This window comes from Halomonas sp. SL18_1 (assembly GCF_055755715.1).
On record NZ_JBVTRK010000001.1, the window covers coordinates 2170936 to 2196752 of the forward strand.

Below are 25817 nucleotides of genomic sequence, written 5' to 3' on the forward strand. Positions count from 1 at the left end.
GCGTTCCGGCATCGGTTGCGGGAGGCAGGCGGCGTCGCGTTATACTGGCTGCACATCGCTCCGGTGGGTCGGGGCGTCACCGCGCAGCAGTGCAAGGAGCGAGACGTGATCGAAGGGGTCGAGCATGTCGTTGCCGTAGCATCGGGCAAGGGGGGGTGGGCAAGTCCACCGTCACCGTCAACCTGGCGCTGGCCATGGCCGCAGAGGGCTACCGGGTCGGCGTGCTCGATGCGGACATCTACGGCCCCAGCCAGGCCCAGATGCTGGGGGTCGCCGAAGGGGTGAAGCCTGAGGCGGCCGGTGAGAACCGCTTTCGTCCGTTGCAGGCTCACGGCATCCAGGCCATGTCCATGGCCTTTCTGGTCGACATTCGCGAGCCCATGGTCTGGCGAGGGCCCATGGTGGCCGGCGCCTTCCAGCAGCTGCTTTCCCAGACCGCCTGGGAGGCGCTGGACGTCCTGTTCATCGACATGCCGCCGGGGACCGGAGATGTCCAGCTGACCCTGGCGCAGAAGGTGCCGGTGAGCGGTGCGGTGATCGTCACCACCCCGCAGGATATCGCCCTGCTGGACGCCCGCAAGGGCATCGAGATGTTCCGCAAGGTGAACGTGCCGGTGCTCGGCGTGGTGGAGAACATGAGCCTGCATGTCTGCTCGCAGTGCGGCCACGCCGAGCCGGTCTTCGGCGAGGGCGGCGGGGAGCGCATCGCCGCCGAGTATGAGACCCGGGTGCTGGGGCGGCTGCCGCTGGCGCTCTCGATCCGGGAACAGGTGGACGGTGGGCAACCCACGGTGGTGGCCGAGCCCGACGGCGAGGTGGCTGCCACCTTCCGCGACATGGCCCGCCAGGTGGCCGAGCAGGTGCAGGGCCAGGCCGACGAGGGGCCCAGTATCTCCTTCAGCGACGAGTGATCAGGGCGACCTCTCGGATCGCCCCGATAGCGGCAATCGCCAGCAGGATGGGCGCAGGCAGTGACGCTCGCCGCCGGGGCCGCTATCATGGCGGCCCCGGTTTTTCTTTCAGGATGATTCGATGAGCATCAAATCCGACAACTGGATCCGCCGCATGGCCGAGCGGGAAGGCATGATCGAGCCCTTCGAGTCGGACCAGGTGCGCTATGTGAACGACCGTCGGGTGATCTCCTACGGCACCTCCAGCTACGGCTACGACGTGCGCTGCGCCGATGAGTTCAAGGTGTTCACCAATATCCATTCGGCGGTGGTCGACCCCAAGGCCTTCGATGAGAAGAGCTTCGTCGACATCAAGGGGGATGTCTGCGTGATTCCCCCAACTCCTTCGCCCTGGCACGCACCGTGGAGTACTTCCGCATCCCGCGCAGCGTGCTGACCATCTGCCTGGGCAAGTCCACCTATGCGCGCTGCGGGATCATCGTCAACGTCACGCCGCTGGAGCCGGAGTGGGAAGGGCACGTGACCCTGGAGTTTTCCAACACCACCAACCTGCCGGCCAAGATCTACGCCAACGAGGGGGTGGCCCAGATGCTGTTCCTGGAGTCCGACGAGGTGTGCGAGACGTCCTACAAGGACCGCGGCGGCAAGTATATGGGGCAGCGGGGCGTTACCTTGCCCCGCACCTGACCCGGCTTCGCCGGGAGCTGTAAGCCATAAGCCGTAAGAAAGGAAACCCGGCCGGGGCCGGCGGAGTTGTCCTTTATCTTGCTGAATTTACGCTGTTTTTACAGCATAGCTTACAGCTTACACTTCTTGATCCTCGTCCAACTCCTCGGCGGCGTCGGCGTGGGAGAGGCGCAGGCCCTGAGGGGGCAGGGGCACGCCGTCGAAGGTGGCGCCCTCGGCGGCGAGCTTCAGGCGCCCCTCCAGGAACCACTTCACGGCGATGGGGTAGATCAGGTGCTCCCGGGCGTGCACCTTCTCCTTGAGGCTCTCCTCGGTCTCGTCGCCCGCGACCGCCACCTCGGCCTGCACCACCACCGGGCCGCCGTCGAGCTCCTCGGTGACGAAGTGCACGCTGCAGCCGTGAGCGGCCACACCGTCGGCCAGCGCCCGGGCATGGGTGTTGAGGCCCTGATAGGCGGGCAGCAGCGAGGGGTGGATGTTGAGCATCCGCCCGAAGTAGCGCTGCACGAAACGCGGCGTGAGAATCCGCATGAAGCCGGCCAGCACGATCAGGTCGGGCTCGTGGCGCTCGATCACCTTGATCAGGGCGCCGTCGTAGGCGTCGCGGTTCTCGTACTCGCGATGCGGCAGCGCCACGGCATCGATGCCTGCCTCGCGGGCACGCTGCAGGCCGTAGGCGTCCGGCTCGTTGGAGATGACCGCCACGATCTCGCCGCCCAGGCGGTCGTGGGTCTGTTCGTCGATCAGCGCCTGCAGGTTGCTGCCGCTGCCCGAGATCAGCACCACCACCCGGCGTGCCTCGCTGGGTTCCGGGGTGATGTCGCGAAGGGTGTCGCTCTGATAGTCGGTGTCGCTCATGCCGTGAGATTCTCCAGCCTGACCGCCTCTTCGCCGGCCTGGCGCGCCACGATCTCGCCGATACGGTGGACCGTTTCCCCTGGGCCTGGAGATGGGCGCGGGCCTGGTCGGCCTGGTCGGCGGATACCACGACGACCATGCCGATGCCGCAGTTGAGCACGCGATGCATCTCATGCTCGTCGACGTTGCCCTGAGCCTGCAGCCAGTCGAAGACCGATGGCCGCGTCCAGCTGGCGACGTCGATACGGGCGCCAAGGGTGTCGGGCAACACCCGGGGATATTCTCCAGCAGCCCGCCGCCGGTGATATGCGACAGCGCATGCACGGTCACACCGCTCTCCTTGATCAGCGACAGCAGCGGCTTGACGTAGATGCGGGTGGGGGCGAGCAGGGCGTCGCCCAGGGCCTGGCCCTCCAGGGCGGTATCCAGGCTGGCCTCGCTGACCTCGAGAATCTTGCGGATTAGCGAGTAGCCGTTGGAGTGGGGCCCCGATGAGGCGATGCCCAGCAGCACGTCGCCCTCGGCCACCTGGCTGCCGTCTCAGGATCTCGGATTTCTCCACCACGCCCACGCAGAAGCCAGCCAGGTCGTAGTCGCTGCCCTCGTACATGCCCGGCATTTCGGCGGTTTCGCCGCCCACCAGTGCGCAGCCGGCCTGCTCGCAGCCCTCGCCGATACCGGTGACCACGTCGGCGGCGATGTCCACATCGAGCTTGCCCGTGGCATAGTAGTCGAGGAACAGCAGCGGCTCGGCCCCGGCCACCACCAGGTCGTTGACGCACATGGCCACCAGGTCGATGCCGATGGTGTCGTGGCGGCCCAGATCCATGGCGAGGCGCAGTTTGGTGCCGACGCCGTCGGTGCCGGACACCAGCACCGGCTCGCGATAGCCGCTGGGTAGCTGGCACAGAGCGCCGAAGCCGCCAAGGCCGCCCAGCACTTCGGGGCGCGCGGTACGCTTGGCGACGCCCTTGATGCGATCGACCAGGGCGTTGCCGGCATCGATGTCGACACCGGCATCCTTGTAGCTAAGCGAAGCCTTTGGCGGCTGGGCGGGGGTGGAGTCGGTCATGGCCTGTCCTGTGTGAGAATCGCTGTCGATGCATCATCGGCATGGGCAAGGCTCGGCACCTGCCGGCCGACGGTCGGTGGGGATGATCGGGCCGGAATTGTAGCATCACGACGCGCGGCCCGCATCGCCGTGACGGGGCCGAGCAGAGGAGCAAGCGATGCGCAGAGAATGGTGGGTGCTGATCGGGGCGGTGGTGGTGGTATGGCTGCTGTTTCAGCTGGAAGCCATGCTGATGCCGTTCATCGCCGGGATGATTCTTGCCTATCTGGCCGACCCCTTGGCCAATCGCCTGCAGCGTTTGGGTCTATCGCGGCCGCTGGCGGTATGTGCGGTGTTTCTGGTGATGATTCTGCTGCTGGGGCTGGGGCTGCTGGTGCTGATTCCCCTGGCGGCACAGCAGGTGCGTCAGTTCGCGCTGGTCGTGCCGGTGATCTTCGAGTGGGTGGAAAACGTCCTGGCACCGCAGATCCAGGCCTGGACGGGGCTCGATGTGGCCGCCGACCTGGATAATCTCCAGGAGACCCTGGCCGATCACTGGCAAGATGCGGGCGGTTACCTGGCCCAGTTCCTGGGGCAGGTGGGGCGCTCCGGCATGGCGCTGATCACCTGGATCACCTATGTGGCACTGATTCCGGTGGTGACCTTCTATCTGCTGCTCGACTGGAAGCGCTTCATCGTCAGCCTGCGCAACCTGCTGCCGCGTCAGTGGGAACCCGACGCCGTGCGGATCGTGGAGCGCTGCAACGAGGTGCTCTCGGCCTTCCTGCGCGGGCAGCTGCTGGTGATGCTCACCCTGGGGGCCGTCTATGCCATCGGTCTGACCCTGATGGGGGTGCGCTTTGGTCTGCTGATCGGCATCATCTCCGGGCTTGCCAGCATCGTGCCCTTTCTGGGATTTATCGTCGGTATCGGCGTGGCGCTGATCGTGGCCTTCTTCCAATTTGGTAGCTGGCTCGCGCTGCTGGGTGTCGTGGTGGTGTTCACCATCGGCCAGGTCATCGAAAGCACCGTGCTTCAGCCCAAGCTGCTCGGCAATCGAATCGGGCTGCATCCGGTGGCGGTCATCTTCGCCGTGCTGGCCGGGGGAACCTGTTCGGTTTCACCGGGGTGCTGCTGGCGCTGCCGGCGGCCGCCGTGATCATGGTACTCTTGCGTGAACTCAAGGATCGCTACCAACGCAGTAGCCTCTATGATGCCCAACGGCATCGCACCCGGGATGAGGAGTCGCCATGAGCCGTGCACCGGCGCAGCTGCCGCTGGGGGTTGGGCTGCGTGATGATGCCACCTTCGCCAGCTTCCTGTCTGGCGCCAACGCCAGCCTGGTGGACCACCTGGTCCATCAGTTCGATGCCAACGGCGAGCCGTTCCTGTATCTGTGGGGGGCCCGGGAACCGGGCGTACGCATCTATTGCAGGCGGCTTGTCATGCCGCCTCCGACCGTGACCTGCGCGCGCTCTACCTGCCGCTCAACGAGCTTGGGCATTTTCCGCCGCTGATGCTCGAGGAAGTCGAGCGCCTCGATCTGGTGGCGATCGACGACATCGAGGTGGTGGTGGGTCGGCGACGCTGGGAAGAGGGCCTCTTTCACGCCTTCAATCGGCTGCGCGATGCGGGCAAGCGGCTGGTCGTGGCGGCTGACGTCGCGCCCCGTCAGCTGCCGGTGAAGCTCCCCGACCTGGCGTCTCGCCTTAGCTGGGGAATGACCTTCCATCTCCAGGGGCTCGATGACACCCAGCGGCTGCTGGCGCTTCAGCTGCGGGCCCGGGTGCGCGGCATGCAGCTGCCCGACGAAGTGGCCCGCTACATTCTGCATCGTGGCCCGCGCGGCCTGGGCGAGCTGTGCGAGGCGCTGGAGACACTGGATCGCGCCTCGCTGTCCGCCCAGCGCAAGCTGACCATTCCCTTCGTCAAGCAGGCGCTGGGCTGGTAGGGGGCGCCGGATGGTCGTCGGCCCGCCGCCTCACCGCTGGCATAGCTGTTCCGTGCGGTACTTGAAGGCGTTGAGCACGTCTTCCTGGGAGAAGCCGTTCTCCACCAGGGTTCGCTCCCAGGCACGAGTGGGCTTGTAAGCGAGCAGCGCCTCGTTGACGGCGTCGCGCAGCGACTCGGACTCGGGGCCGAAGCTAAAGCCGCCCCAGCTTCGCACCTCCTCGCCGTCGAGGATCGGGTCGACGAAATCCATGGCCGCCTCTACCTCCTGGCTCTGCTGATCCAGGGCGGTCACGGTCAGGCCGGTGGCCGCGTAGGCGTCGGCGTTGCCGTCGAGGATGGCGTCGATGGCCTGCTCATTACGTTCGATGGTGACGAGCTTCTCCTCGGGTACGCCAAGGCCCATCAGGGTGTCGCGCTGATCGGCGCCCGCCATGACGGCGACCCGAAACTCGTTGCGCCCGGCGAAGTCCTCGTAGGCTTGCAGTTCGAGGGGGTTGCCGGCACGCACCAGCAGCCCTTCACCATAGGTGGTGTTGGGTTCGGAGTAGAGGATCTGCTCGCAGCGATGGGGCAGGATCGCCATTTCAGCAGCGGCCATGTCAAAGCGCCCCTCACGCAGCCCCGGGATGAGATCGCTGAAATCGGTGACAATCCACTCGATATCGTCGATCTCCAGTGTCTCCATGAGGTGAAGTGCCACCTCCGGGCCTGCGCCGCGTGGCTCGCCGTCGGCGTCCAGGTAGCCGTAAGGCACTTCGTCGGCCACGGCGATCCGGATGCCGCGCTCGCGTACCTCCTCAAGGGTGGCGGCGCTCGCCGGCGCCAGGCCGACCGCAAGCGTCCCGATGACCAGCCGCATCGGCCAGCCGGCGCTGTTGACGTGACTCATCTCCGCCCCTCCGCTGTGTCGGATTGCATGACCTCGGCGGCCCTTCGCCACAGGCCTTTGGCCACAACATAGGCGACACGCCGGTGGGCTGCCAGGCGGTGGCGCCTCAGCGGCTCAGGTTGACCTGCAGGGACCGGCCATTGTGCAGGGTGACCTGGCGGATGATGATCTGTCGCTCACCGCTTCGCGGGTCGATCATGCTGCCCGATACGTAGAACTCCCCCGGCGGCAGGCCGTTCACGGTGAAGTTGCCGTTGCCGTCGGTACGAACGGTGTGGGTGTACTCTCTGGCTCGTGGGTCCGCCGGTTCCACGGCGCGCCCGGCCAGGGCGTTTTCCGCGGCTTCGGCCGAGTAGGTGGTGACAGGGGCCACGGAGATGGTTTCGCCCGCCCCGGCTACGCCGTTCAGGGCCAGGCGGCCGCTGACGGCAGCGGTACCGGTTGTTGGCAACGCCGCATATTCCGCCTCCGGAAAGCTGACCTGCCGTGGGATGCGGCCAGGCGTGGTGGTCCTGGGGGCGTCGCGCTCGACGTCCGGGGCGCGCTCGGTACCGATATCGATGACTTCGATGCGTTCGGGAGGCAGGGCGGGGCGGGGCTCCATCATCTGGCACCCTGAGAGGGCAAGACCCAGCAAGGCCACCGGTATCCAGGCTTTCATGCGATTGCATCCTCGTGATTGGGCCCCGTGCATTCGCAGCATATACGATCCGCAGAGGCGCGCAACCGTGGGGCGGGCCACCCAACGCAAGGAACCCGCCGTTTGGCGGGTTCCTTGCTTGGCCCTGCAGTGCCGGCGAGCGGCCGGCCGGCGGGCTTACTTGGCAGCTTTGGTGGCCGCTTCTTGCGCCTGCTTGACGTTGCTCTCGGCCAGCTTCTGGCTCTGCTGGACGAAGTCCTGCTGCAGGGAGACCACTTTCTCGGCGTCACCCTTCAGGCGCTCGGTCAGCTCCTTGGCAACGCCCTGCTGGCCTTCCAGGTAGCTGCGCAGGCCTTCGGCGTCCTTGACGTTGAGCAGGTTGCGCACCTGGGCCAGGCCGGTGTCGGTGTAGGCCTTGGTGGCGTCGAGCTGGGCATTGACCAGCTTCTCGGTGAAGTCGACGCTCAGGGCGGCATAGGCGCGGGCCGGAGCGAAGAACATCGACTCGACCTGCTTGGTGTCGAACTGCTTGGGATCGAAGCTGAACTGGCTGATCATGATAGGAACCTCCGGGGCTCTTGATGTGATGTGGAACGGGAATTCCGTCCTGTTGCGATGCACAATAGCAAAGTGGTTTGTGCAGTGCAACATTGAATGGCCTCTTGGTCGCGAAACGGCACAGGAAGGGGAGGCCGGCGAGCACGCTGCCGCCTGGTGCCACTGGCGGCGGGCGGTGGGCAGGCGGGTGCCGCGTTCGCCGTTATGATCATCGGCGAGTCAGAGTCAGGCTTGCATGAGGGGCGTGGCGCGACCAAGGTAAGGAAAGTCATCGATACCGACCAAGGAGGTCGCCATGAGCGAGCATCGTATCGAACGTGACAGCATGGGGGAGCTCAAGGTCCCCAAGGACGCCCTGTACGGCGCCCAGACCCAGCGGGCGGTCGACAATTTTCCGGTCTCCGGACAGCCGATGCCGGTGGCCTTCATCCACGCCATCGCCCGCATCAAGATGGCCGCGGCGCGGGTCAATCACGAGCTGGGGCTGCTGGACGCCGTGCGAGCCGAGGCCATTGCTTCCGCGGCCCAGGCGATCATCGAGGGGCGCCACGATGACCAGTTCCCCGTGGATGTCTTCCAGACCGGCTCGGGCACCTCCAGCAACATGAACGTCAACGAGGTGATCGCCCACCTGGCCAGCGCCGAAGGCGTGCCGGTGGGGCCCAACGACCACGTCAACATGGGGCAGTCGAGCAACGACGTGATCCCCACCGCCATCCATCTCTCGGCGGCCCTGGAGGTCACCGCACGGCTGCGCCCGGCGCTGCTCCACCTGCGTGAGACCATCGATACTCGCGCCGAGGCGCTTGACGGCGTGGTCAAGACCGGTCGGACTCATCTCATGGATGCCATGCCGCTGCGGCTCAGCCAAGAGCTCGGCGGCTGGTCGAGTCAGGTGGGGCAGGCCATGGAGCGCCTGGATAGCGCCATGCTGCGGTTGACGCGGCTGGCCCAGGGCGGCACGGCGGTGGGCACCGGCATCAATGCCCATCCCGACTTTGCCGCCCGCATGGCCCGAGAGCTGGGCGATCAGACCGGGCTGGCGCTCTCGCCCAATGACAGCTTCTTTGCCAGCCTGGCCTCCCAGGATGCCGCCGTGGAGCTCTCCGGCCAGCTTCGTGGCTTGGCCTGCGTGGTCATGAAGATCGCCAACGACCTGCGCTGGATGAATTCCGGGCCGTTGGCCGGGCTCGGCGAGATCGAACTGGAGGCGCTGCAGCCGGGCAGCTCGATCATGCCGGGGAAGGTCAATCCGGTGATTCCCGAATCAGCGGCCCAGGCGGCGGCCCAGGTCATCGGGCTGGATACGGCGGTCACCGTGGCCGGGCAGAGCGGCAACTTTCAGCTCAACGTGATGCTGCCGCTGATCGCCCACAACCTGCTGACCTCGATCACCCTGATGAGCAACACCGCCCAGCTGCTGGCCGACCGGGCGATTGCCGGTTTCCGGGTCCGCGAGGACAATCTCGCCGGGCCGCTGGCGCGCAACCCCATCCTGGTGACCGCCCTGAACGGCGTGATCGGCTACGACGCCGCGGCGGCCATCGCCAAGCAGGCCTACCAGGCCGGTCGGCCGATCATCGAGGTCGCCGAAGAGCAGACCGAGCTAAGCCGCGAGGAGCTGGAACGCCTGCTCGACCCGGCGCGCCTCACCCACGGCGGCATACCGGAGTAGCCGGCGGCGGGGTCGGCTCGATCAGGCGGCTGCCTGCGCCCGTCGCCGCGCCGCGATGTAGTGTGAGAGGCGCTCGATTTGCCGGGTGCTCAATCGCAGTCCGAGCTTGGTGCGGCGCCACAGGATGTCGTCGGCGCAGGTGGCCCACTCCCGATCGATCAGATAGTCGACCTCGGCGGCACTCAGGCCGGCGCCGAAATCCTCGCCGAGGTCGGCCATGCAGGCGGCACCCTGGAGGAAGCGAAGGCAGAGGGTGCCGTAGCTGCGGGCAAAGCGGCGTGCGCGGGTCATGCCGAGCCATGGATAGTCCGCCAGCAGGCGGCTGATGAAGGCGGTCTGGCTGACGATATCGCCGCCGGGAAGCCGCGTCTTCTCCGTCCAACCGGGACCCATGGTGGGCAGGTCGAGGGGTCAGCTGGCGCAGGGCCGCCTCGGCCAGCTTCCGGTAGGTGGTGATCTTGCCGCCGTAGACTGACAGCAGCGGGGCGCCGTCAGGGTCCAGGGCCAGGGTGTAGTCGCGGGTCATTGCCGCAGGCTCGGACGACTCGTCGTCACACAGCGGTCGGACGCCGGAGAAAGTGGTGACCACATCCTCGCGACTCAGCTGGCGACGAAAATGTGCGTTGACGACCCCAAGCAGATAGTCGATCTCCGTCTCGCTGGCGGAGACCTGAGCCGGGTCGCCGGTATAGCGCCGGTCGGTGGTACCCACCAGGCTGAAGTCTTCCTCATAGGGCAGCAGAAACACGATGCGCCGGTCGCTGTTCTGCAGGATGTAAGCACGCTCGTCGGCGTTGAGGCGGGGAACCACCAGGTGGCTGCCCTGGATCATGCGGATTCCGTAGCGTGAGTCGCGCCCGGCCTGCTCGCGTACGATGCGCTCCACCCAGGGGCCGCCGGCGTTGACCAGTGCCCTGGCGCGACGTTGAAAGCGCACGCCGCGCTGGGTGTCTTCCAGCTCGAGGTGCCAGTGGCCCTGCGCCTCGCGGGCGGCAATACAGCGCGTGCGTGTCAGGATTTCGGCGCCATGTTCCTGCGCCTGAAGCGCATTGACCAGCACCAGGCGGGCATCGTCTACCCAGCAATCGGAATACTCGAAGCCACGCAGGATCTCGGGCTTGAGCGGCCCATCGGAGCCGAAGCGCAGGCTGCGCGAGCCGGGCAGTCGCCTGCGCCGCCCCAGGTGGTCGTAGAGGAACAGCCCGGCGCGGATCATCCAGGCCGGACGCAGGTCGGCGCGATGCGGCAGGATGAAGCGTAGCGGCCAGATGATATGCGGCGCCTTGTCGAGCAGGCGTTCCCGCTCCCGCAGGGCTTCGCCCACCAGCCGGAACTCGCGGTGCTCCAGGTAGCGCAGCCCGCCATGGATCAGCTTGCTGCTTGCCGAAGAGGTGGCGCTGGCCAGGTCGGCCTGCTCACACAGGGCCACGGAGAGGCCGCGGCCGGCCGCATCGTTGGCGATGCCGACGCCGTTGATGCCGCCGCCGATGACGAAGAGATCGAGCGGATCGGTGGGGGGGCTGGCCATGGCGAGGCTCCGGCTGACTGTCGCGCACTTGCCCATGTCGAACATGGGATGTTTGAAAACGAAAATAGAACAATCGAAAACGAACATCAAGCGCCGACATCGCCTTGCGCGCCTTCGCCAGAGAGCGCTCGTGAAGCTTCCGGCGGGAGGATCAGGCGATATGCAGGGCGACGTCGTGGGCGCGCAGCAGCCGGGCGATGGCTTCGGGGGGCTCGCGGTCGGTGAATAGAGCGTCCAGCTGGGCAATGTTGCCCTGGCGTACCACCGGGTTGCGATGGAACTTGGAGTGGTCGGCGGCCAGGAACACCTGGCGCGAGTTGCGGATGATGGCCTGGGCCACGCGGACTTCCTGGTAGTCGAACTCGAGCAGCGAGCCGTCCTCGTCGATGCCGCTGATGCCGATGATGCCGAAGTCGACCTTGAACTGGTTGATGAAATCGATGGTGGCCTCGCCGATGATCCCGCCGTCTCGAGAGCGCACCTGGCCGCCTGCGATGATCACGTTGAAATCCTCCTTGTGTTGAAGGATCGCCGCCACGTTGAGGTTGTTGGTGATCACCTCGAGTCCTTGGTGTTCCAGCAGGGCCTCCGCCACGACTTCGTTGCTGGTGCCGATATTGATGAACAGGGAGGCGTGGTCGGGAATCTGCTGGGCCAGCAGGGCGGCGATGCGCCGTTTCGCCTCGAGGTTGAGGTTCTTGCGGGTGCTGTAGGCGGTGTTGACGGTGCTGGACTCGAGACCGGCGCCGCCGTGGACGCGCCGAATCAGGCCTTCGCCGGCCAGGGTGTTGAGATCGCGACGGATCGTCTGGGGGGTGACGGCGAAATGCTCGGTAAGCTGCTCGATGCTGGCATAGCCCTGACGACGGACCAGATCGATGATGGCATCCTGACGTAGCTGCTGGTTCATGGTGGCTCCCTGTCGATCGGCCCTATTGTATGCCATCGTTGCCGTTCTCGGCAGGGATGCGATTGTCGAAGGCGACCAGGCGCTTTCCCGCGTGCGCAGAATCGAACATTCTCCCGCGGGCAAGGTGCCCAGCAGGTACCCTGCGTCGATCGACAACTGCCTGATCCACAAGATGTTATATCGGGCTTGCATTCGTCCGGTGAATGGGTAGAATACGCATCCGTTGCCGCAGCGAGCCGGCCGGATCGGGCGCCCCGTGTCTTATCTGGCAAGCACTCGGCAAGAAGCGCACAGCAGGACCATAGCTCAGTTGGTTAGAGCGCCACGTTGACATCGTGGAGGTCGGCGGTTCAAATCCGCCTGGTCCTACCAGCGTCTTCCTGCTTTCGCCGCCGTGATAGCGTCAGGACCATAGCTCAGTTGGTTAGAGCGCCACGTTGACATCGTGGAGGTCGGCGGTTCAAATCCGCCTGGTCCTACCAGATTTGACACGCCCCCGCTGCCCTTGGCAGCGGGGGCGTGTTGCGTCTGGGTCTCTCGCCGTTCGATGGCGGTGCGTGTCACTCAGCCGTTGGGGCAAGGTCGGAGCGGGTGACGAAGACGGCGACCAGCGCTTCGATGCCGGCCTGGTCCTCGGCGCTGAAACGCTCCTGTTGCGGGCTGTCCAGGTCCAGTACGCCCCACAGGTGTTCATCGACTACCACCGGTATCACCAGCTCCGCGCGGGAGGCGGCATCGCAGGCGATGTGGTCGGCCACGGCGTGGACGTCGTCGATGCGCTGGGTTTGCCGGCTGCGCGCGGCCGCGCCGCAGACCCCCTTGCTGAAGGGGATAGGGTGGCAGGCGGGCTTGCCCTGGAAGGGGCCCAGCGACAGCACCTCGGGCTCGCGCTGCAGATAGAACCCCGCCCAGTTCAGGTCCGGGATCGTCTGCATCAGAAAGGCGCAGGTCTGGGCGCTGTTGGTTAGCCAGTCGCGAGTGTCGAGCAGGGCCTCGAGTTGGCGGGCCAGCAGGGCATAGTCGGGCATCGTGTCGGCTCCTTGGTTGCCATTCCCGAAATGACAGGGCCGGCGCAAGGCCGGCCCCTAAACCCGTTCAGTTTACTCCCAGCCGGGTACCGCGCCACCGTCGAACAGCTCCAGCGCCTTGGCGGCAACCGCGTCGCTCTGATAGGCGGACACCAGCTGCTGGATCTCCTCGCGCTCCTCGTCGCCGGCTCGCACCGCGATAAGGTTGACGTAGGGGGAGTCCGGTCCCTCCTTGATCAGGGCATCATCCAGGCGCAGGCCGGCGGGCTGGGCAAAGGTATTGTTGATGAAGGCCAGGTCCACGTCGGGCAGCACGCGAGGCAGCTGGGCCGCTTCGATCTCGCGGAAGCGCAGGCCCTGAGGGTTGTCGATTACGTTGACCGGGGTGGCCTCAAGGTTGTCGGGGTCATCCAGGGTGATGAGGCCGGCATTGTGCATCAGGATCATCGCCCGCCCGCCGTTGGTGGGGTCGTTGGGCAGGGCGATGATGGCCCGCTCGGGAAGCTCATCCATGCTGGCATGCTTTTCCGAGTAGGCGCCGATGGGATAGACGAAGGTGTAGCCGGCTACCACCAGGTCATAGCCGCGGTCGTCCACCATGCCCTGCATATACGGCTCGTGCTGGAAGGCATTGGCATCCAGGCTGCCGTCGGCCAGCGCCGAGTTGGGCGAGACATAGTCGGTGAACTCGATGATCTCCACGTCGAGATCGTAGCGCTCCTTGGCGAGCTGGACGGCCACCTCCATCACCTCGGATTCGGGGCCGGACATGGTGCCGACCGTGATCGAGCGGCTGTCGGCGTCGCCGCCGTCGTTGCCGCAGGCGGTCAGCAGGGCGGCGCCGACCAGAATGGCGGCGCCCAGCAGGCGGGTCGGGGTGAGGGGCATGGGGCATTCTCCTTTATCGTGTGCCGCCAGCGGCGGCGTGTCGTCGATGGCTGGGTCAGGGTGACGTCCTGGGCACTACTTTCGATCGCTCTTGCGTACCAGGTAGTCACCCAGGCTCTGGAAGCCCTGTACCATTACCACCAGGATCGCCACCGTGATCAGCATGACGGTGGGATTGAAGCGGTTGTAGCCGTAGCGAATCCCCAGGTCGCCCAGGCCGCCGCCACCCACGGCGCCGGCCATGGCCGATAGCTGACCAGGGTCACCACGGTGATGGTCAGGCCGGTGATGATGCCGCCGCGGGCCTCGGGTAGCAGCACCTTGCCGATGATCTGCCAGGGCGTGGCGCCCATCGACTGGGCGGCCTCGATCAGCCCGGGCGAGATCTCGTTGAGGGCACCTTCCACCAGGCGCGCAACGAAGGGGATGGCGGCGATGGTCAGCGGTACCACGGCGGCGTTGGTGCCGATCGAGGTGCCCACCAGCATCCGGGTGAAGGGGATGATCGCCACCATCAGGATGATGAAGGGGATGGAGCGCCCGATATTGGTGATGACGCCCAGTACCCGGTTGAGGGTCGGGTGGGCCATGATCTGACCGGGGCGGGTCACGTACAGCAGTACGCCGAGTGGCACGCCGAGCAGGGCGGCGATGATCCCGGAGACGGCCACCATATAAAGCGTGTCGAGGGTGGCTCGCAGGATCAGCTCAATCATCGCGCTGGACATGGCCGAGCACCTCCACGTGTAGGTCATGGGATTCGAGATAGTCGATGGCCTGGCGGGTCTTGTCCGCGGGGCCCAGCAGCTCGGCGATCATCAATCCCAGGGTGCGTTCCTGGATCGATTCCACCTTGGCCTGCAAAATGCTGACGTCCACCTGGCAGTCGCGGGCCAGCCGAGAGATCAGCGGTGTGGCCACGGCGTCGCCGGAGAAGGCGAGGCGGACCACCGGGTGGGTGTGGGGGCCGGCCGTTGTCTTGAGGCGCTCGATCAGCGCCTTGGGAGGCTCGAGCTTCAGGAAGTCGTTGAGAAACTCTCGGCCGAGCCAGGTGCGCGGGGCGGTGAAAAAATCGCCCACCTCGGCCTCCTCGACCAGTTCGCCACCCGAGATCAAACTGACGCGGTGGCAGATCGATTTCACCACCTCCATCTCATGGGTGATCAGCAGGATGGTCAGGCCGAGTCGCTGGTTGATGTCGCGCAGTAGCGTCAGGATCGAGCCGGTGGTCTGGGGGTCCAGGGCAGAGGTGGCTTCGTCACAGAGCAGCACCTTGGGCTCGCTGGCCAGCGCCCGGGCAATCGCCACGCGCTGTTTCTGGCCGCCCGAGAGCTGGGCCGGGTACTGGCGCGCCTTGTCTTCGAGGCCCACCAGTTCCAGCAGCGGCAGTACCCGCTCGCGGATGGCGGTGCGCTTCATGCCCATCAGCTCCAGCGGCAGGGCCACGTTGTCGTAGACGCTGCGGGTGGTTAGCAGATTGAAGTGCTGAAAGATCATGCCGATACGGTGGCGGGCCTGGTTCAGCGCGGCGGCCGACAGGCGGGTCATTTCCTGGTCGTCGACGCTGACGCTGCCGCCGCTGGGCCGTTCCAGCAGGTTGATGCAGCGTATCAGCGTGGACTTGCCGGCGCCTGATAGGCCAATGACGCCGTGGATGCTGCCCTCGGGGACGTGCAGGTCGACGTTCTTCAGCGCGACCACGGCAGTGGGGTCGCTCTCTTTGGTGCCCTTCCGCTGCCCCTTGGGGTAGTAGGTCTTGGAGACGTTGCGTAGTGTGATCATGCTGGTTTCCGCTCGCCGGCGCCGTGTCGATGCGGGGTGCGGCAGCTGGCAGCAAAAAAAGGCCACCCTGACGGGTGGCCATCAACGCTGGACACACCCTTTTAGCTGCACTTCATGCCGAGTTCTCGACATGGGCGCCCGCAATCCGGGTACAAATCGGCGCCTTGAATGTTAGTCGGTGATGTTACGACCAAAGGCGAAGGCTGTCAATCCTGGCGGTGCATGTTTCGGCGGTTATCCGGCCCTGCTAGGGGAAAGGCCTGCACAATGGCTATCCGACTTTTGTTATTTTCTTGGTTCTTCGCACTTTAGCGTGAACATGTTTGGCAGGTTTTATAGTGGGAGGCCGGCTCTGCCGGGCGAAGGCGCCGCAGGCGCCCATGGGTAGCGCTGCGCGCTACTTCGCGAGCTGAAGCTCCCTCCCACAAAGCCAGTTCACGCCAGTCTGCGATGAACCATTTTCTTTTAGATGGCGGGGCCGGTGGCGTATGGATGGACGCCATGCCGGTGAGTTCCTACACTGCCTCTCTTTCATTTCATTTTCATTTCATTCGCCCGCCATGGCGGGCGCTGCGTGAGGAGCGCTCATGTTCACAGGCATCGTTCAGGGAACGGCGGAGATCGTCGCCATCAAGGAGGCCGAAGCATTTCGTACCCACGTCGTGGCCCTGCCGGAGGCGCTGCACCGAGGGCTCGAGCTGGGCGCCTCGGTGGCCCACAACGGTGTCTGCCTGACCGTGACCGCCATCGACGGTGAGCGGATCAGCTTCGATCTGATGCGCGAGACCCTGGAAGTGACCAATCTTGGTGCGCTCCAGGTGGGCGATCGCGTCAATATCGAGCGGGCGGCGCGTTTCGGCGACGAGATCGGCGGTCACGCCATGTCCGGCCACGTCATGACCATGGCCGAGCTGGTCGAATTGGACGAAACGCCCAACAACCGCCGGCTGTGGTTCGAAGTGCCCGAGGCGCTGGGGCGCTTCCTGTTCGACAAGGGCTATGTCGGGGTGGACGGCATCAGTCTGACCATCGGCGAAGTGCGCCGTGTCGCGGCGCAGGCACCGCGCTTTTGCGTCAACCTGATTCCCGAGACCCTGGCGCGCACCACCCTGGTGGATCGAGTGCCTGGCGACCGGGTCAATATCGAGGTCGATCCCCAGACCCAGGTCATCGTCGAGACCGTCGAGCGAGTGCTGGCGGCCCGGGGAGTGTGAAACCGGCGCCGTGCTGACCGTTTCGTCAAGTCTGCGTTGGTAGCCTAGCTGGCGCTTGGCCCGTGGTTTGCTTATACAGAGCCAACCGTGCCGCATCATGGTGGTAGCCGCCAGCCTCGCATCGCTGGCGGCCTTTGGGTACCATGTGCGGCTTTTCTCGCTCCCTCTGGTCCATGAGCCAGCCCCAGCGCAGGAACGCCATCATGAATCGCCTGATCGACAAGCACTTCAAGCTGACGGAACACAACACCAGCATCAAGACCGAGGTCATTGCCGGGATCACCACCTTCCTGACCATGGCCTACATTATCTTCGTCAACCCCAGCATCCTGTCGGAAGCGGGCATGGACTACGGCGCGGTCTTCGTCGCCACCTGCCTGGCCGCGGCCATTGGCTGTCTGATCATGGGGCTGTGGGCCAACTACCCCATTGCGCAGGCGCCCGGCATGGGGCTCAACGCCTTCTTTACCTACGGGGTCGTGCTGGGCATGGGCTACACCTGGGAGGCGGCGCTGGGCGCGGTGTTCTTCTCCGGTTTCTGCTTCTTCCTGCTCAGCGTCTTCAAGGTGCGAGAGTGGATCATCCACTCGATCCCGCTCTCCCTGCGGCTGGGAATCGCCGCCGGCATCGGCCTGTTCCTGGCCATGATCGCACTGAAAAACGCCGGCATCGTCGTCTCCAATCCGGCCACCTACGTGGCGCTGGGCGATCTCTCCGAGCCCGCTGCCATCTATGCGCTCCTGGGATTCTTCGCCATCACCGCCATGGCCTACCTGCGCATTACCGGGGCGGTGATGATCGGTATCCTCGGCGTCACCGTGGTGGCCATCGTGCTGGGGCACAACGAGTATGGCGGGCTGATGTCGATGCCGCCCTCCATGGCGCCGACCTTCATGGCCCTGGATTTCGCGGGCGCCCTGGATGTGGCCATGCTCAGCGTGATCTTCGCCTTCCTGTTCGTCGATCTGTTCGATACCTCCGGGACCCTGGTGGGCGTGGCGCATCGCGGCAAGCTGCTCGACAAGGACGGTAAGCTGCCGCGCCTCAACCGTGCCATGATGGCCGATAGCGGTGCCTCCATGGCCGGCTCGCTGCTGGGCACCTCGACCACCACCAGCTACATCGAATCCACTGCCGGCATTGCTTCCGGCGGGCGCACCGGGCTGACCGCGGTGGTCGTAGCCGGCCTGTTCCTGATCAGCCTGTTCTTCGCCCCGCTGGCCGGCTCGATTCCCGCCTACGCCACCGCCGGTGCGCTGCTCTATGTGGCGGTGCTAATGGCCGGCAGCCTGGCCCATGCCAACTGGGAAGACCCCACCGATGCTGCCCCGGTGCTGATCGCTGCCCTGGCCATGCCGCTGACCTTCTCGATCGCCGAGGGCATTGCCCTGGGCTTCATCAGCTACGCTGCCATCAAGGCGCTCTCCGGGCGCTTCCGGGACCTCAACCCGGCGGTGGTGGTGCTGGCGATCCTGTTCGTGCTGAAATTCCTGTTCCTTGACTGATCACCCTTCACTGAGACCCGCGATGAGTATCTACGGCGACTATATCAAGTCCGTGATTCGTACCGTCCCCGACTGGCCGCAGCCGGGGGTCAATTTCCGCGACATCACGCCGCTGCTGCAGAACCGGTCGGCCTTTCGCAAGCTGATCGACAGCTTCGTGCACCGCTATCAGGACATGGAGCTGGATGCCATCGCGGCCATCGATGCCCGGGGCTTCATCATCGGCGCGCCGGTGGCCTATGAGCTGGGTTGCAGCTTCGTGCCGGTGCGCAAGAAGGGCAAACTGCCGTTTCGCACCATCAGCGAGACCTATACCCTGGAGTACGGTCAAAGCGAGGTAGAGCTGCACTCGGACGCCTTCCGCGAGGGCGACCGTATTCTGGTGATGGACGACCTGATCGCCACCGGCGGCACCATGCTGGCGGCCGCCAAGCTGATCACCCGCAGCGGCGGCCAAGTGGTGGAGACTGCCACCATCATCGACCTGCCGGAGATCGGCGGGTCGCAGAAGATTCGCGAGGCGGGCTTTGGCGTCTTCGCGGTCTGCTCTTTCAACGAAGACGAGTGAGACAACGGCAATGAGCAACCGCTACCACCAGCATTTCACCGTCTCCTGGGACCAGCTGCATCGCGACGTGCGCGAGCTGTGCCACCGCCTGGTTGAGCGTGACTTCAAGGGCATCGTCGCCATCACCCGCGGCGGGCTGATTCCCGCGGCGCTGATCGCCCGCGAGCTCAACGTGCGGCTGATCGATACCGTCTGCATCAAGAGCTACGACCACATGGACCAGGGCGGGCTCGATGTGATCAAGGGCGTCGATCACGACGGTGAGGGGTGGCTGCTGGTCGATGACCTGGTCGATACCGGCAAGACGGCCCGCAAGGTGCGCGAGATGATGCCGAAGGCACACTTCGTCACCGTCTACGCCAAGCCGGATGGCCGCCCGCTCGTCGATCAGTACCTCACCGAAGTGGCCCAGGACTGCTGGATCCAGTTCCCCTGGGACATGGGCATCGCCTACGTCGAGCCGCTGGTCGATCAGGTCAAGCGCTGAGCCATGTCCGCGCCGCTTCCCGACAGCTGGCAGCAGTGGCTGGGTGAGGAATTCCAGGCCCCCTACATGCAAGGGCTACGTGATTTCCTGGCCGCTGAAAAAACCGCCAGGAAGGTCATCTATCCCCATTCGTCACACTGGTTCCGGGCCTTCGAGCTCACCCCGCTGGAGCGGGTCAAGGTGGTGATTCTGGGTCAGGACCCCTACCACGGCCCCGGCCAGGCTCACGGGCTCTGCTTCTCGGTACGCCCGGGGGTGCGCGTTCCGCCCTCGCTGGTCAATATCTACAAGGAGCTGGCGGCCGACGTGGGCTTCCGGCCGGTCGAGCACGGCTGTCTCGAGCACTGGGCGCGTCAGGGCGTGCTGCTGCTCAATACCTCGCTGACGGTGGAGCAGGGCAGGGCGGGGTCGCATCGCGGCCAGGGCTGGGAAACCTTCACCGACCGCGCCATCGGTGCGGTCAGTGACCACGCCGAACCCTCGGTGTTTCTGCTCTGGGGCAGCCACGCTCGGCAGAAGAGGGCGCTGGTGGACACTTCCCGGCATCTGGTGCTGGAGTCGCCGCACCCCTCGCCGCTCTCGGCGCATCGCGGCTTCTTCGGCAACCACCACTTCTCCCGGGCCAACGCCTTTCTCGCCGAGCAGGGCCGTACGCCCATCGACTGGCAGCTGCCGGAGACGCCGTAGAGCGATTGGTTAATTTGTCGACGGATTAGCCCCGGCGGATCAGCTCCGAGAGCGCCGCCTACAACTCAGCACAGGATGCGGGTAGAATGGCCCGCAATTTGTCCCAGGCGTCCATGCGACAAAGGTCGTCTCCGCCCCATCCCGCCGTCGAAGAGGTCTGCCCATGAGCGTTCATGCCATCCAACATCCGCTGGTCCAGCACAAGCTGGGGCTGATGCGCGAAGCCGGTATCAGCACGAAGAGCTTCCGGGAACTGGCCGGCGAGCTGGCCAAACTGCTCACCTACGAAGCGACTCAGGACCTGGAGGTGGAGACCCAGGAGATCGACGGCTGGAGCGGCAACAAGATTCCGGTGCAGCTGCTCAAGGGCAAGAAGGTCACCATCGTGCCGATCTTGCGCGCCGGGCTGGGCATGCTCGATGGGGTCACCGACCTGATCCCCAGCGCGCGAATCAGCGTGGTCGGCCTCTATCGCGACGAAGAGACCCTGGAGCCGGTGCCCTACTTCGCCAAGTTCGCCGGTGAACTGGATGAGCGTTTGGCCATCGTCATCGACCCCATGCTGGCGACTGGCGGCACCATGGTGGCCACCCTCGACATGCTGCGCGATCGCGGCTGCAAGCACATGAAGGTGATCGTGCTGGTGGCCGCTCCGGAAGGCATCAAGCGAGTGCAGGACGCTTACCCGGACATCGAGATCTACACCGCGGGGGTCGATGACCATCTCGACGAAAACGGCTATATCGTGCCCGGGCTCGGCGACGCCGGGGACAAGATCTTCGGCACCCGCTAAGGGTTTCCCGGTTCCTGACGGCACATCCCGAACGCCCCTGAGATTTCCGATCCAGGGGCGTTTTGCCGGGGGCATGCCCCATCTTTTCTCTCATTACACTGGAGACTTTCCATGACGGACCACTCGGCGGCCGCACCGGTAACGATCGATTCCCCGCTCAAGACCCTGCTCACCGGGGCCCAGATGCTCTTCGTGGCCTTCGGTGCCCTGGTGCTGGTGCCGCTGCTCACCGGGCTCGATCCCAGCGTGGCGCTGTTCACCGCCGGCGTCGGTACCCTGGTGTTCCACGGGGTGACGCGGGTCACGGTGCCGGTCTTTCTCGCCTCGTCGTTCGCCTTCATCGCGCCGATCCAGGGGTCGGTGGCCAGCTTCGGCGTGCCGGCCACCATGGGCGGGCTGCTGGCGGCGGGCCTGGTCTATGTGGCCATCTCCCAGGCGGTTCGCCTGAAGGGCACCGCCTGGCTGCATCGCCTGCTGCCGCCGGTGGTAGTGGGGCCGGTGATCATGGTGATCGGCCTGGCGCTGGCCCCGGTGGCGGTGAGCATGGCGACCGGCGAGACCAGCGATCACATCGACTACGGTGCCGCCATCTTCCTCTCCATGGCGAGCCTGCTGGTGACCCTGGTGCTGGCGGTATTCGGTAGGGGGCTGCTGCGGCTCATTCCGATCATGGGGGGATCGCCACCGGCTATCTGCTGGCACTGCTGATGGGCGTCGTCGACTTCTCGCCGGTGACCGAGGCCGCCTGGCTGGCGATCCCGAGCTTCACCGCGCCGAGCTTTCACTGGGCGGCGATCCTGTTCATGATCCCGGTGGCCATCGCCCCGGCGGTGGAGCATATCGGCGACATGGTGGCGATCGGCTCGGTGACCCGCAAGAACTACCTGGAGAAGCCCGGCCTGCACCGTACCCTGCTGGGCGATGGTCTGGCCACCTCCACGGCGGCACTGTTCGGCGGCCCGCCCAATACCACCTACTCCGAGGTCACCGGGGCGGTGACCCTGACCCGCGCCTTCAATCCCAGGATCATGGTGGTCGCCGCCTGCATCGCCATCGGCCTGGCCTTCGTCGCCAAGCTCGGTGCGCTGCTTCAGACCATTCCGGGGCCGGTGATGGGGGCATCATGACCCTGCTGTTTGGTTCCATCGCCGTGGTGGGCATGAACACCCTGGTGCGCGCCGGCCACTCGCTGACGGCCCCCCGCAACCTGGTGGTGGTGTCGCTGATCCTGGTGTTCGGTATCGGCGGCATGCAGTTCGGCGGCGGTCAGTTCACCCTCCAGGGGGTGAGCCTCGCCGCCCTGGTGGGGATCCTGCTCAACTGGGTGCTCCCCGGGGCGGAAGAGGACGAGTGAGTCCCGCCATGGCCTAGGCGGGGGATGGGGAGATCACCCCGCCGGGCGGCTGTCACTACCTCTCCGGTGTCATGGCACCCCCGGCTTGCCTAGGGCATCATGACAGGCATGGTTCGAGGACGAGCAGGAAATTCGATGACTCCCCAGCATGATGTGACCGGCTTGATCCTGGCCGGCGGTCAGGGGCGCCGCATGGGCGGCCGTGACAAGGGGCTCGAACCCTTGGCGGGACGCCCCCTGGTGGCCCATGTGCTCGACCGCCTGGCGGGGCAGCTGGCCGGCGTGATGATCAATGCCAACCGCCATCTCGACCGCTACGCCGACTATGGCGATCGCCTCATTACCGATCTCGAAGGTGGCTATCAGGGCCCCCTGATGGGGATCTATAGCGGGCTGCGGGCGGCCGACACGCCCTGGGTGCTGGTGGTCCCCTGCGACACGCCGGCATTGCCCATGGATCTGGTGCCGCGGCTGGTCGCCGGCCTGAACGACTGCGACATCGCGGTGGCCCATGACGGCGAGCGCCTGCACCCGGTGGTGGCGCTTCTGCGCACGCGTTTGGCCGACGACCTGGGCGAGGCCCTGGCCAAGGGCGAGCGCAAGATCGACCGCTGGTATGCCCGTCATGCCTGGTGTCCGGTGCCGTTTCACGACTGTCCCGAAGCGTTCGTCAACCTCAATACCGACCGTGACAAGCAGCGCCTCGAGGCGCGCCAGGACGAGGAGTGCCGCCCCCGATGAGTGCCGTGATCGATGCGCCACTGGGTTTTGACGACCGGCTGCCACTGCTCGGCATCGCCGCCTGGAGCGGCACCGGCAAGACCACTCTGCTCGAGCGGCTGCTGCCTGAGCTGAGGCGGCGCGGCCTGCGTGTCGCGGTGATCAAGCATGCCCATCACGCCTTCGAGGTGGACCAGCCGGGCAAGGATAGCCATCGCCTGCGCCAGGCGGGGGCCTCGCCCATGCTGGTGGCCTCGCGTCGACGCCTGGCGCTGATGATGGAGACGCCGGAGCAGGATGAGGCCGACCTGGGCCAGCTGATCGAGATGGTGCGGCCCCAGCGCCCCGATCTGGTGCTGGTGGAGGGCTTCAAGGCCTGGCCGCTGCCCAAGCTGGAACTCTACCGGGAAGCCCTCGGCAAGCCGCTGCGGGTGGCCGAAGACCCCTGGGTCAAGGCGGTGGCCAGTGCGTCGCCGCTGACGCTGCCCGACGGGGTCGAGGCGCTGGATCTCGACGACCTCGTGGCGATAGCCGACTGGGTGGCGGCTTGGCCCGCGCGCTGGGTTCGGGAGCGGTCGCCGCGTGAGGAGCTGGGCACATGAGTCTCTCCTGTTTCGATTTCGGCGATCGCATGCTCAGTCTGGAAGAGGCCAGGGCGGCTGCGCTCGAGCTGGTCGCGGCGCCCCTGGGGGAGGAGTGGTGCCCACTGGCCGCGCTGCACGGCCGCGTGTTGGCTCGGCCGCTGACGTCGCCCATCGATGTGCCCCAGCACACCAATGCGGCCATGGACGGCATTGCCCTGGCGTGGCCCGCCCCGGCCGCGGGGCGCCCCGAGGCCTGGAACAAGGTCGGCGAGGTGCTGGCCGGACATCGCCGCGAGGCCGCCCTGGCCCCCGGCGAGTGTGTCACGATCATGACCGGTGCGCCGCTGCCTGCCGGCGCCGACACCGTGATCATGCGCGAACAGCTCGCCTTCGAGGGTGACCGGGTGCGAGTGCTCCATGCCGAAAGCGTTCGCCAAGGACAGCATGTGCGACACGCCGGTGAGGATATCGCCTGCGGCGACACGGCGCTGGCGGCCGGCACCCGAGTGGAGGCCGCCGAGCTAGGGCTGCTGGCATCGCTGGGGCTGGCGGGCGCCGCCGTGCATCGTCGTCCGCGTGTCGCGCTTTTTTCCACCGGCGACGAAGTCACCGCGCCCGGCGAGGCCCTGCCGCCGGCGGGCATCTTCGACGCCAACCGCTTCTCGCTGCGTGGCCTGTTGACCGAGCAGGGCGCCGAGGTGCAGGACCTGGGTATTCTTCCCGATGACCGGGCCACCCTGGTGGCGGCGCTGTCGGAGGCCTCGTCGCAGGCGGACCTCGTCATCACCAGCGGGGGCGTTTCGGTGGGCGATGCCGACCGGGTGCGCCAGGCGCTTGATGAAGTGGGGGAGCTGGGGTTCTGGAAGATCGCCATCCGCCCCGGTCGCCCCCTGGCCTGCGGTAGACTCGGGACGGTGCGTACGCCGTTCTTCGGCCTGCCCGGCAATCCGGTGGCAGCCATGGTGACCTTCCTGCAGTTCGTCGCCCCGGTGCTGAGACGACTCCAGGGGCGTCGTGAGCTTGCCGTGCCGCGGTTGACGGCGCGCTGCGAGGCAAGCCTGCCGAGCCGTGTCGGCCGGGTCGATTTCCTGCGCGGGGTGCTCAGCTGCGACTCCCAGGGCCAGCTGCGGGTACGCAGCACCGGCCACCAGGGCTCTGGGATTCTCTCCTCAATGGTCGCGGCCAACTGCCTGATCGAGATCGCCGCCGAGCGCGACGGCGTCGCCCGCGGTGACGTCGTCACCGTTCAACCGCTTGCTGACATGTTCCGAGGCTAACCGATATGACCCTGACTCATCTCAATCCACGCGGCGAAGCCCATATGGTGGATGTCGCCGACAAGTCGGAGACGCGCCGCGAGGCAACGGCCTCCGGGCGTATCCAGATGAAGCCGGAGACCCTGGCGTTGCTGGCTGAAGGCGGAATGCCCAAGGGCGACGTGCTGGCCACCGCCCGTATCGCCGGCATTCAGGCCGCCAAGCGGACGCACGAGCTGATACCGCTCTGTCACGCTCTGCCGCTCTCCAAGGTGAGCGTCGATTTTCGGCTCGACGAGGCGACCTCAAGCGTCGAAGTCACGGCCAGCTGTCGGCTCAATGGACGCACCGGAGTCGAAATGGAGGCCCTGACGGCGGTCTCGGTGGCCTGTCTGACCCTCTATGATATGTGCAAGGCCGTCGACAAGGACATGGAGATCGGGGGCATTCACCTGGATGCCAAGAGTGGCGGCAAGTCCGGCGACTATCGTCGTGACGCCTCGGCATCCGCCCCGGCTCCCATCGTCACGGGCGGCAGTTCGGCCGGCGAGGTGTCGGTGGGGCCTCGGTGCGACATCGCCGGCCCCTGCGTGCGGGTCAAGTGCCTGGCCGAGCTGCGCGAGCGCCTGGGCATCAGCGAGATGTCCCTGCCCCTGGATAGCCTGCCCAGCGCCGATGTCGGTGGGTTGAAGGCCGCGTTACGCCAGCGCGACGAGCGCTTCGCCGGACTCTCCGAAGGGCGTGTGCTCTGTGCCGTCAACCAGGTCATGGCCAACGATGCCACGCCGATCACCGACGATGACGAAGTGGCCTTCTTTCCGCCGGTGACGGGGGCTGACGATGATTCGTGTGCAGCAGGCTCCTTTCGATGCAGGAGCCGAACAGCAGGCGCTGCTGGCGGGGCGCAGCGATATCGGGGCGGTGGTCAGCTTCACCGGGCTGGTGCGCGATTTCAACGAGCGGCCCGAGGTCAACGCCCTGACGCTGGAGCATTACCCGGGAATGACCGAGGCCGCACTAGGTGAGATTGTCGATGAGGCCGAGGCTCGCTGGCCGCTTCAGGGGCTGCGCGTCATTCACCGGGTTGGACGCATGACCCCTGGAGACCCTATTGTACTGGTAGTCGTGGCCAGCGCGCATCGCCGTGCCGCCTTCGAGGCCTGCGACTTCATCATGGACTACCTCAAGACTCGAGCCCCTTTCTGGAAAAAGGAACACAGCGCCAGCGGTGACTACTGGGTTGCCGAGCGTGAATCCGATCACCGGGATGCGGGTCGCTGGGAGCGTTGAA

Annotated in this window: 19 protein-coding genes, 2 tRNA genes and 9 pseudogenes; 19 read left to right on the top strand and 11 right to left on the bottom strand. The window is 66.0% G+C overall.

The window, feature by feature from the left end; genetic code table 11:
* Positions 1-108 precede the first annotated feature (108 nt).
* Positions 109-911, top strand: a pseudogene (apbC, locus tag ACSJDS_RS11045) (iron-sulfur cluster carrier protein ApbC).
* 121 nt (positions 912-1032) lie between these two features.
* Positions 1033-1598 (top strand): annotated as a pseudogene (gene dcd / locus ACSJDS_RS11050) (dCTP deaminase).
* A gap of 117 nt (positions 1599-1715) precedes the next feature.
* On the opposite strand, the gene purN reads toward dcd, so the two are convergent.
* The gene (purN, locus tag ACSJDS_RS11055; RefSeq protein WP_473033326.1) at positions 1716-2456 is read right to left on the bottom strand and encodes a phosphoribosylglycinamide formyltransferase; all 741 of its coding nucleotides are present in this window, start codon (positions 2454-2456) and stop codon (positions 1716-1718) included.
* Positions 2453-3528, bottom strand: a pseudogene (purM, locus tag ACSJDS_RS11060) (phosphoribosylformylglycinamidine cyclo-ligase). Before purM ends, purN begins: the two are co-directional and overlap by 4 nt.
* A gap of 157 nt (positions 3529-3685) precedes the next feature.
* Between purM and ACSJDS_RS11065 the strand changes: the two are divergent.
* Positions 3686-4761: pseudogene (locus ACSJDS_RS11065) on the top strand (AI-2E family transporter).
* A pseudogene (gene hda / locus ACSJDS_RS11070) lies at positions 4758-5458 on the top strand (DnaA regulatory inactivator Hda). Before ACSJDS_RS11065 ends, hda begins: the two co-directional pseudogenes overlap by 4 nt.
* A gap of 30 nt (positions 5459-5488) precedes the next feature.
* On the opposite strand, the gene ehuB reads toward hda, so the two are convergent.
* The 3 genes from ehuB to ACSJDS_RS11085 form a co-directional block, all read right to left on the bottom strand.
* Complete coding sequence (gene ehuB / locus ACSJDS_RS11075; RefSeq protein ID WP_473033327.1) at positions 5489-6349, bottom strand: ectoine/hydroxyectoine ABC transporter substrate-binding protein EhuB; 861 nt, start codon at positions 6347-6349, stop codon at positions 5489-5491.
* Between the two features lie 106 nt (positions 6350-6455).
* Positions 6456-7010, bottom strand: a complete 555-nt coding sequence (locus ACSJDS_RS11080) for a carboxypeptidase-like regulatory domain-containing protein (RefSeq protein ID WP_473033328.1) — start codon at positions 7008-7010, stop codon at positions 6456-6458.
* A gap of 156 nt (positions 7011-7166) precedes the next feature.
* The gene (locus ACSJDS_RS11085; RefSeq protein ID WP_473033329.1) at positions 7167-7547 is read right to left on the bottom strand and encodes a phasin family protein; all 381 of its coding nucleotides are present in this window, start codon (positions 7545-7547) and stop codon (positions 7167-7169) included.
* Positions 7548-7842: 295 nt separating this feature from the next.
* Between ACSJDS_RS11085 and ACSJDS_RS11090 the strand changes: the two genes are divergently transcribed.
* Positions 7843-9222 (top strand): class II fumarate hydratase, encoded by a 1380-nt coding sequence (locus ACSJDS_RS11090; RefSeq protein ID WP_473033330.1) that lies wholly within the window; start codon positions 7843-7845, stop codon positions 9220-9222.
* 21 nt (positions 9223-9243) lie between these two features.
* Here ACSJDS_RS11090 and glpD read toward each other — a convergent pair.
* Positions 9244-10750 (bottom strand): annotated as a pseudogene (gene glpD / locus ACSJDS_RS11095) (glycerol-3-phosphate dehydrogenase).
* 151 nt (positions 10751-10901) lie between these two features.
* Complete coding sequence (locus ACSJDS_RS11100) at positions 10902-11660, bottom strand: DeoR/GlpR family transcriptional regulator (RefSeq protein ID WP_473033331.1); 759 nt, start codon at positions 11658-11660, stop codon at positions 10902-10904.
* A gap of 295 nt (positions 11661-11955) precedes the next feature.
* Here ACSJDS_RS11100 and ACSJDS_RS11105 point away from each other — a divergent pair.
* Together ACSJDS_RS11105 and ACSJDS_RS11110 are read left to right on the top strand one after the other, a co-directional pair.
* Positions 11956-12032 (top strand) — tRNA-Val (locus tag ACSJDS_RS11105).
* A gap of 33 nt (positions 12033-12065) precedes the next feature.
* Positions 12066-12142: transfer RNA gene (locus tag ACSJDS_RS11110), tRNA-Val, on the top strand.
* Between the two features lie 78 nt (positions 12143-12220).
* Here the strand turns inward: ACSJDS_RS11110 and ACSJDS_RS11115 are convergent.
* The 4 genes and pseudogenes from ACSJDS_RS11115 to ACSJDS_RS11130 all read right to left on the bottom strand — a co-directional run bounded on the left by ACSJDS_RS11115 (position 12221) and on the right by ACSJDS_RS11130 (position 15358).
* Positions 12221-12688, bottom strand: a complete 468-nt coding sequence (locus ACSJDS_RS11115; protein WP_473033332.1) for a GAF domain-containing protein — start codon at positions 12686-12688, stop codon at positions 12221-12223.
* 72 nt (positions 12689-12760) lie between these two features.
* Positions 12761-13576, bottom strand: a complete 816-nt coding sequence (locus tag ACSJDS_RS11120; RefSeq protein WP_473033333.1) for a MetQ/NlpA family ABC transporter substrate-binding protein — start codon at positions 13574-13576, stop codon at positions 12761-12763.
* A 75-nt stretch (positions 13577-13651) separates the two neighbouring features.
* Positions 13652-14304: pseudogene (locus tag ACSJDS_RS11125) on the bottom strand (methionine ABC transporter permease).
* On the bottom strand, positions 14285-15358 hold the full coding sequence (locus ACSJDS_RS11130; protein ID WP_473033334.1) for a methionine ABC transporter ATP-binding protein: 1074 nt from the start codon (positions 15356-15358) through the stop codon (positions 14285-14287). The pseudogene ACSJDS_RS11125 and the gene ACSJDS_RS11130 overlap by 20 nt, the downstream one beginning before the upstream one ends.
* A gap of 587 nt (positions 15359-15945) precedes the next feature.
* Here ACSJDS_RS11130 and ACSJDS_RS11135 point away from each other — a divergent pair.
* The 12 genes and pseudogenes from ACSJDS_RS11135 to moaE all read left to right on the top strand — a co-directional run bounded on the left by ACSJDS_RS11135 (position 15946) and on the right by moaE (position 25816).
* The gene (locus ACSJDS_RS11135) at positions 15946-16572 is read left to right on the top strand and encodes a riboflavin synthase subunit alpha (RefSeq protein WP_473033335.1); all 627 of its coding nucleotides are present in this window, start codon (positions 15946-15948) and stop codon (positions 16570-16572) included.
* Positions 16573-16775: 203 nt separating this feature from the next.
* Positions 16776-18077 carry an NCS2 family permease gene (locus ACSJDS_RS11140; protein WP_473033336.1) on the top strand — a complete coding sequence of 434 codons (1302 nt, stop codon included), beginning with the start codon at positions 16776-16778 and terminating at the stop codon, positions 18075-18077.
* 22 nt (positions 18078-18099) lie between these two features.
* On the top strand, positions 18100-18645 hold the full coding sequence (locus ACSJDS_RS11145; RefSeq protein WP_473033337.1) for an adenine phosphoribosyltransferase: 546 nt from the start codon (positions 18100-18102) through the stop codon (positions 18643-18645).
* A 10-nt stretch (positions 18646-18655) separates the two neighbouring features.
* Complete coding sequence (gpt, locus tag ACSJDS_RS11150; protein ID WP_473033338.1) at positions 18656-19132, top strand: xanthine phosphoribosyltransferase; 477 nt, start codon at positions 18656-18658, stop codon at positions 19130-19132.
* Positions 19133-19135: 3 nt separating this feature from the next.
* Positions 19136-19819: a uracil-DNA glycosylase gene (ung, locus tag ACSJDS_RS11155; RefSeq protein WP_473033339.1), complete on the top strand. Its 684-nt coding sequence runs from the start codon at positions 19136-19138 to the stop codon at positions 19817-19819.
* Positions 19820-19982: 163 nt separating this feature from the next.
* Positions 19983-20612 carry a uracil phosphoribosyltransferase gene (upp, locus tag ACSJDS_RS11160; RefSeq protein WP_473033340.1) on the top strand — a complete coding sequence of 210 codons (630 nt, stop codon included), beginning with the start codon at positions 19983-19985 and terminating at the stop codon, positions 20610-20612.
* A 111-nt stretch (positions 20613-20723) separates the two neighbouring features.
* Positions 20724-21966 (top strand): annotated as a pseudogene (locus ACSJDS_RS11165) (uracil-xanthine permease family protein).
* A 135-nt stretch (positions 21967-22101) separates the two neighbouring features.
* Positions 22102-22707, top strand: a complete 606-nt coding sequence (gene mobA, locus ACSJDS_RS11170; protein ID WP_473033341.1) for a molybdenum cofactor guanylyltransferase MobA — start codon at positions 22102-22104, stop codon at positions 22705-22707.
* Complete coding sequence (mobB, locus tag ACSJDS_RS11175) at positions 22704-23288, top strand: molybdopterin-guanine dinucleotide biosynthesis protein B (RefSeq protein WP_473033342.1); 585 nt, start codon at positions 22704-22706, stop codon at positions 23286-23288. The genes mobA and mobB overlap by 4 nt, the downstream gene beginning before the upstream one ends.
* Complete coding sequence (moeA, locus tag ACSJDS_RS11180; RefSeq protein ID WP_473033343.1) at positions 23285-24547, top strand: molybdopterin molybdotransferase MoeA; 1263 nt, start codon at positions 23285-23287, stop codon at positions 24545-24547. The genes mobB and moeA overlap by 4 nt, the downstream gene beginning before the upstream one ends.
* Positions 24548-24552: 5 nt before the next feature.
* Positions 24553-25359, top strand: a pseudogene (gene moaC, locus ACSJDS_RS11185) (cyclic pyranopterin monophosphate synthase MoaC); the annotation flags it as partial.
* Between the two features lie 7 nt (positions 25360-25366).
* Positions 25367-25816, top strand: coding sequence for a molybdopterin synthase catalytic subunit MoaE (gene moaE / locus ACSJDS_RS11190; RefSeq protein ID WP_473033344.1), 450 nt, complete (start codon positions 25367-25369; stop codon positions 25814-25816).
* The last annotated feature ends 1 nt before the right edge of the window (position 25817 follow it).

Excerpts from the sequence above, each read along its gene's own strand:
- ACSJDS_RS11135 (WP_473033335.1), top strand. The coding sequence starts at position 15,946 with ATGTTCACAGGCATCGTTCAGGGAACGGCGGAGATCGTCGCCATCAAG.
- ACSJDS_RS11100 (WP_473033331.1), bottom strand. The coding sequence starts at position 11,660 with ATGAACCAGCAGCTACGTCAGGATGCCATCATCGATCTGGTCCGTCGT.
- ACSJDS_RS11120 (WP_473033333.1), bottom strand. The coding sequence starts at position 13,576 with ATGCCCCTCACCCCGACCCGCCTGCTGGGCGCCGCCATTCTGGTCGGC.
- ung (WP_473033339.1), top strand. The coding sequence starts at position 19,136 with ATGTCCGCGCCGCTTCCCGACAGCTGGCAGCAGTGGCTGGGTGAGGAA.
- ACSJDS_RS11130 (WP_473033334.1), bottom strand. The coding sequence starts at position 15,358 with ATGATCACACTACGCAACGTCTCCAAGACCTACTACCCCAAGGGGCAG.
- purN (WP_473033326.1), bottom strand. The coding sequence starts at position 2,456 with ATGAGCGACACCGACTATCAGAGCGACACCCTTCGCGACATCACCCCG.
- mobA (WP_473033341.1), top strand. The coding sequence starts at position 22,102 with ATGACTCCCCAGCATGATGTGACCGGCTTGATCCTGGCCGGCGGTCAG.
- ACSJDS_RS11140 (WP_473033336.1), top strand. The coding sequence starts at position 16,776 with ATGAATCGCCTGATCGACAAGCACTTCAAGCTGACGGAACACAACACC.
- gpt (WP_473033338.1), top strand. The coding sequence starts at position 18,656 with ATGAGCAACCGCTACCACCAGCATTTCACCGTCTCCTGGGACCAGCTG.
- ACSJDS_RS11145 (WP_473033337.1), top strand. The coding sequence starts at position 18,100 with ATGAGTATCTACGGCGACTATATCAAGTCCGTGATTCGTACCGTCCCC.
- ehuB (WP_473033327.1), bottom strand. The coding sequence starts at position 6,349 with ATGAGTCACGTCAACAGCGCCGGCTGGCCGATGCGGCTGGTCATCGGG.
- ACSJDS_RS11085 (WP_473033329.1), bottom strand. The coding sequence starts at position 7,547 with ATGATCAGCCAGTTCAGCTTCGATCCCAAGCAGTTCGACACCAAGCAG.
- ACSJDS_RS11090 (WP_473033330.1), top strand. The coding sequence starts at position 7,843 with ATGAGCGAGCATCGTATCGAACGTGACAGCATGGGGGAGCTCAAGGTC.
- ACSJDS_RS11080 (WP_473033328.1), bottom strand. The coding sequence starts at position 7,010 with ATGAAAGCCTGGATACCGGTGGCCTTGCTGGGTCTTGCCCTCTCAGGG.
- mobB (WP_473033342.1), top strand. The coding sequence starts at position 22,704 with ATGAGTGCCGTGATCGATGCGCCACTGGGTTTTGACGACCGGCTGCCA.
- upp (WP_473033340.1), top strand. The coding sequence starts at position 19,983 with ATGAGCGTTCATGCCATCCAACATCCGCTGGTCCAGCACAAGCTGGGG.
- moaE (WP_473033344.1), top strand. The coding sequence starts at position 25,367 with ATGATTCGTGTGCAGCAGGCTCCTTTCGATGCAGGAGCCGAACAGCAG.
- moeA (WP_473033343.1), top strand. The coding sequence starts at position 23,285 with ATGAGTCTCTCCTGTTTCGATTTCGGCGATCGCATGCTCAGTCTGGAA.
- ACSJDS_RS11115 (WP_473033332.1), bottom strand. The coding sequence starts at position 12,688 with ATGCCCGACTATGCCCTGCTGGCCCGCCAACTCGAGGCCCTGCTCGAC.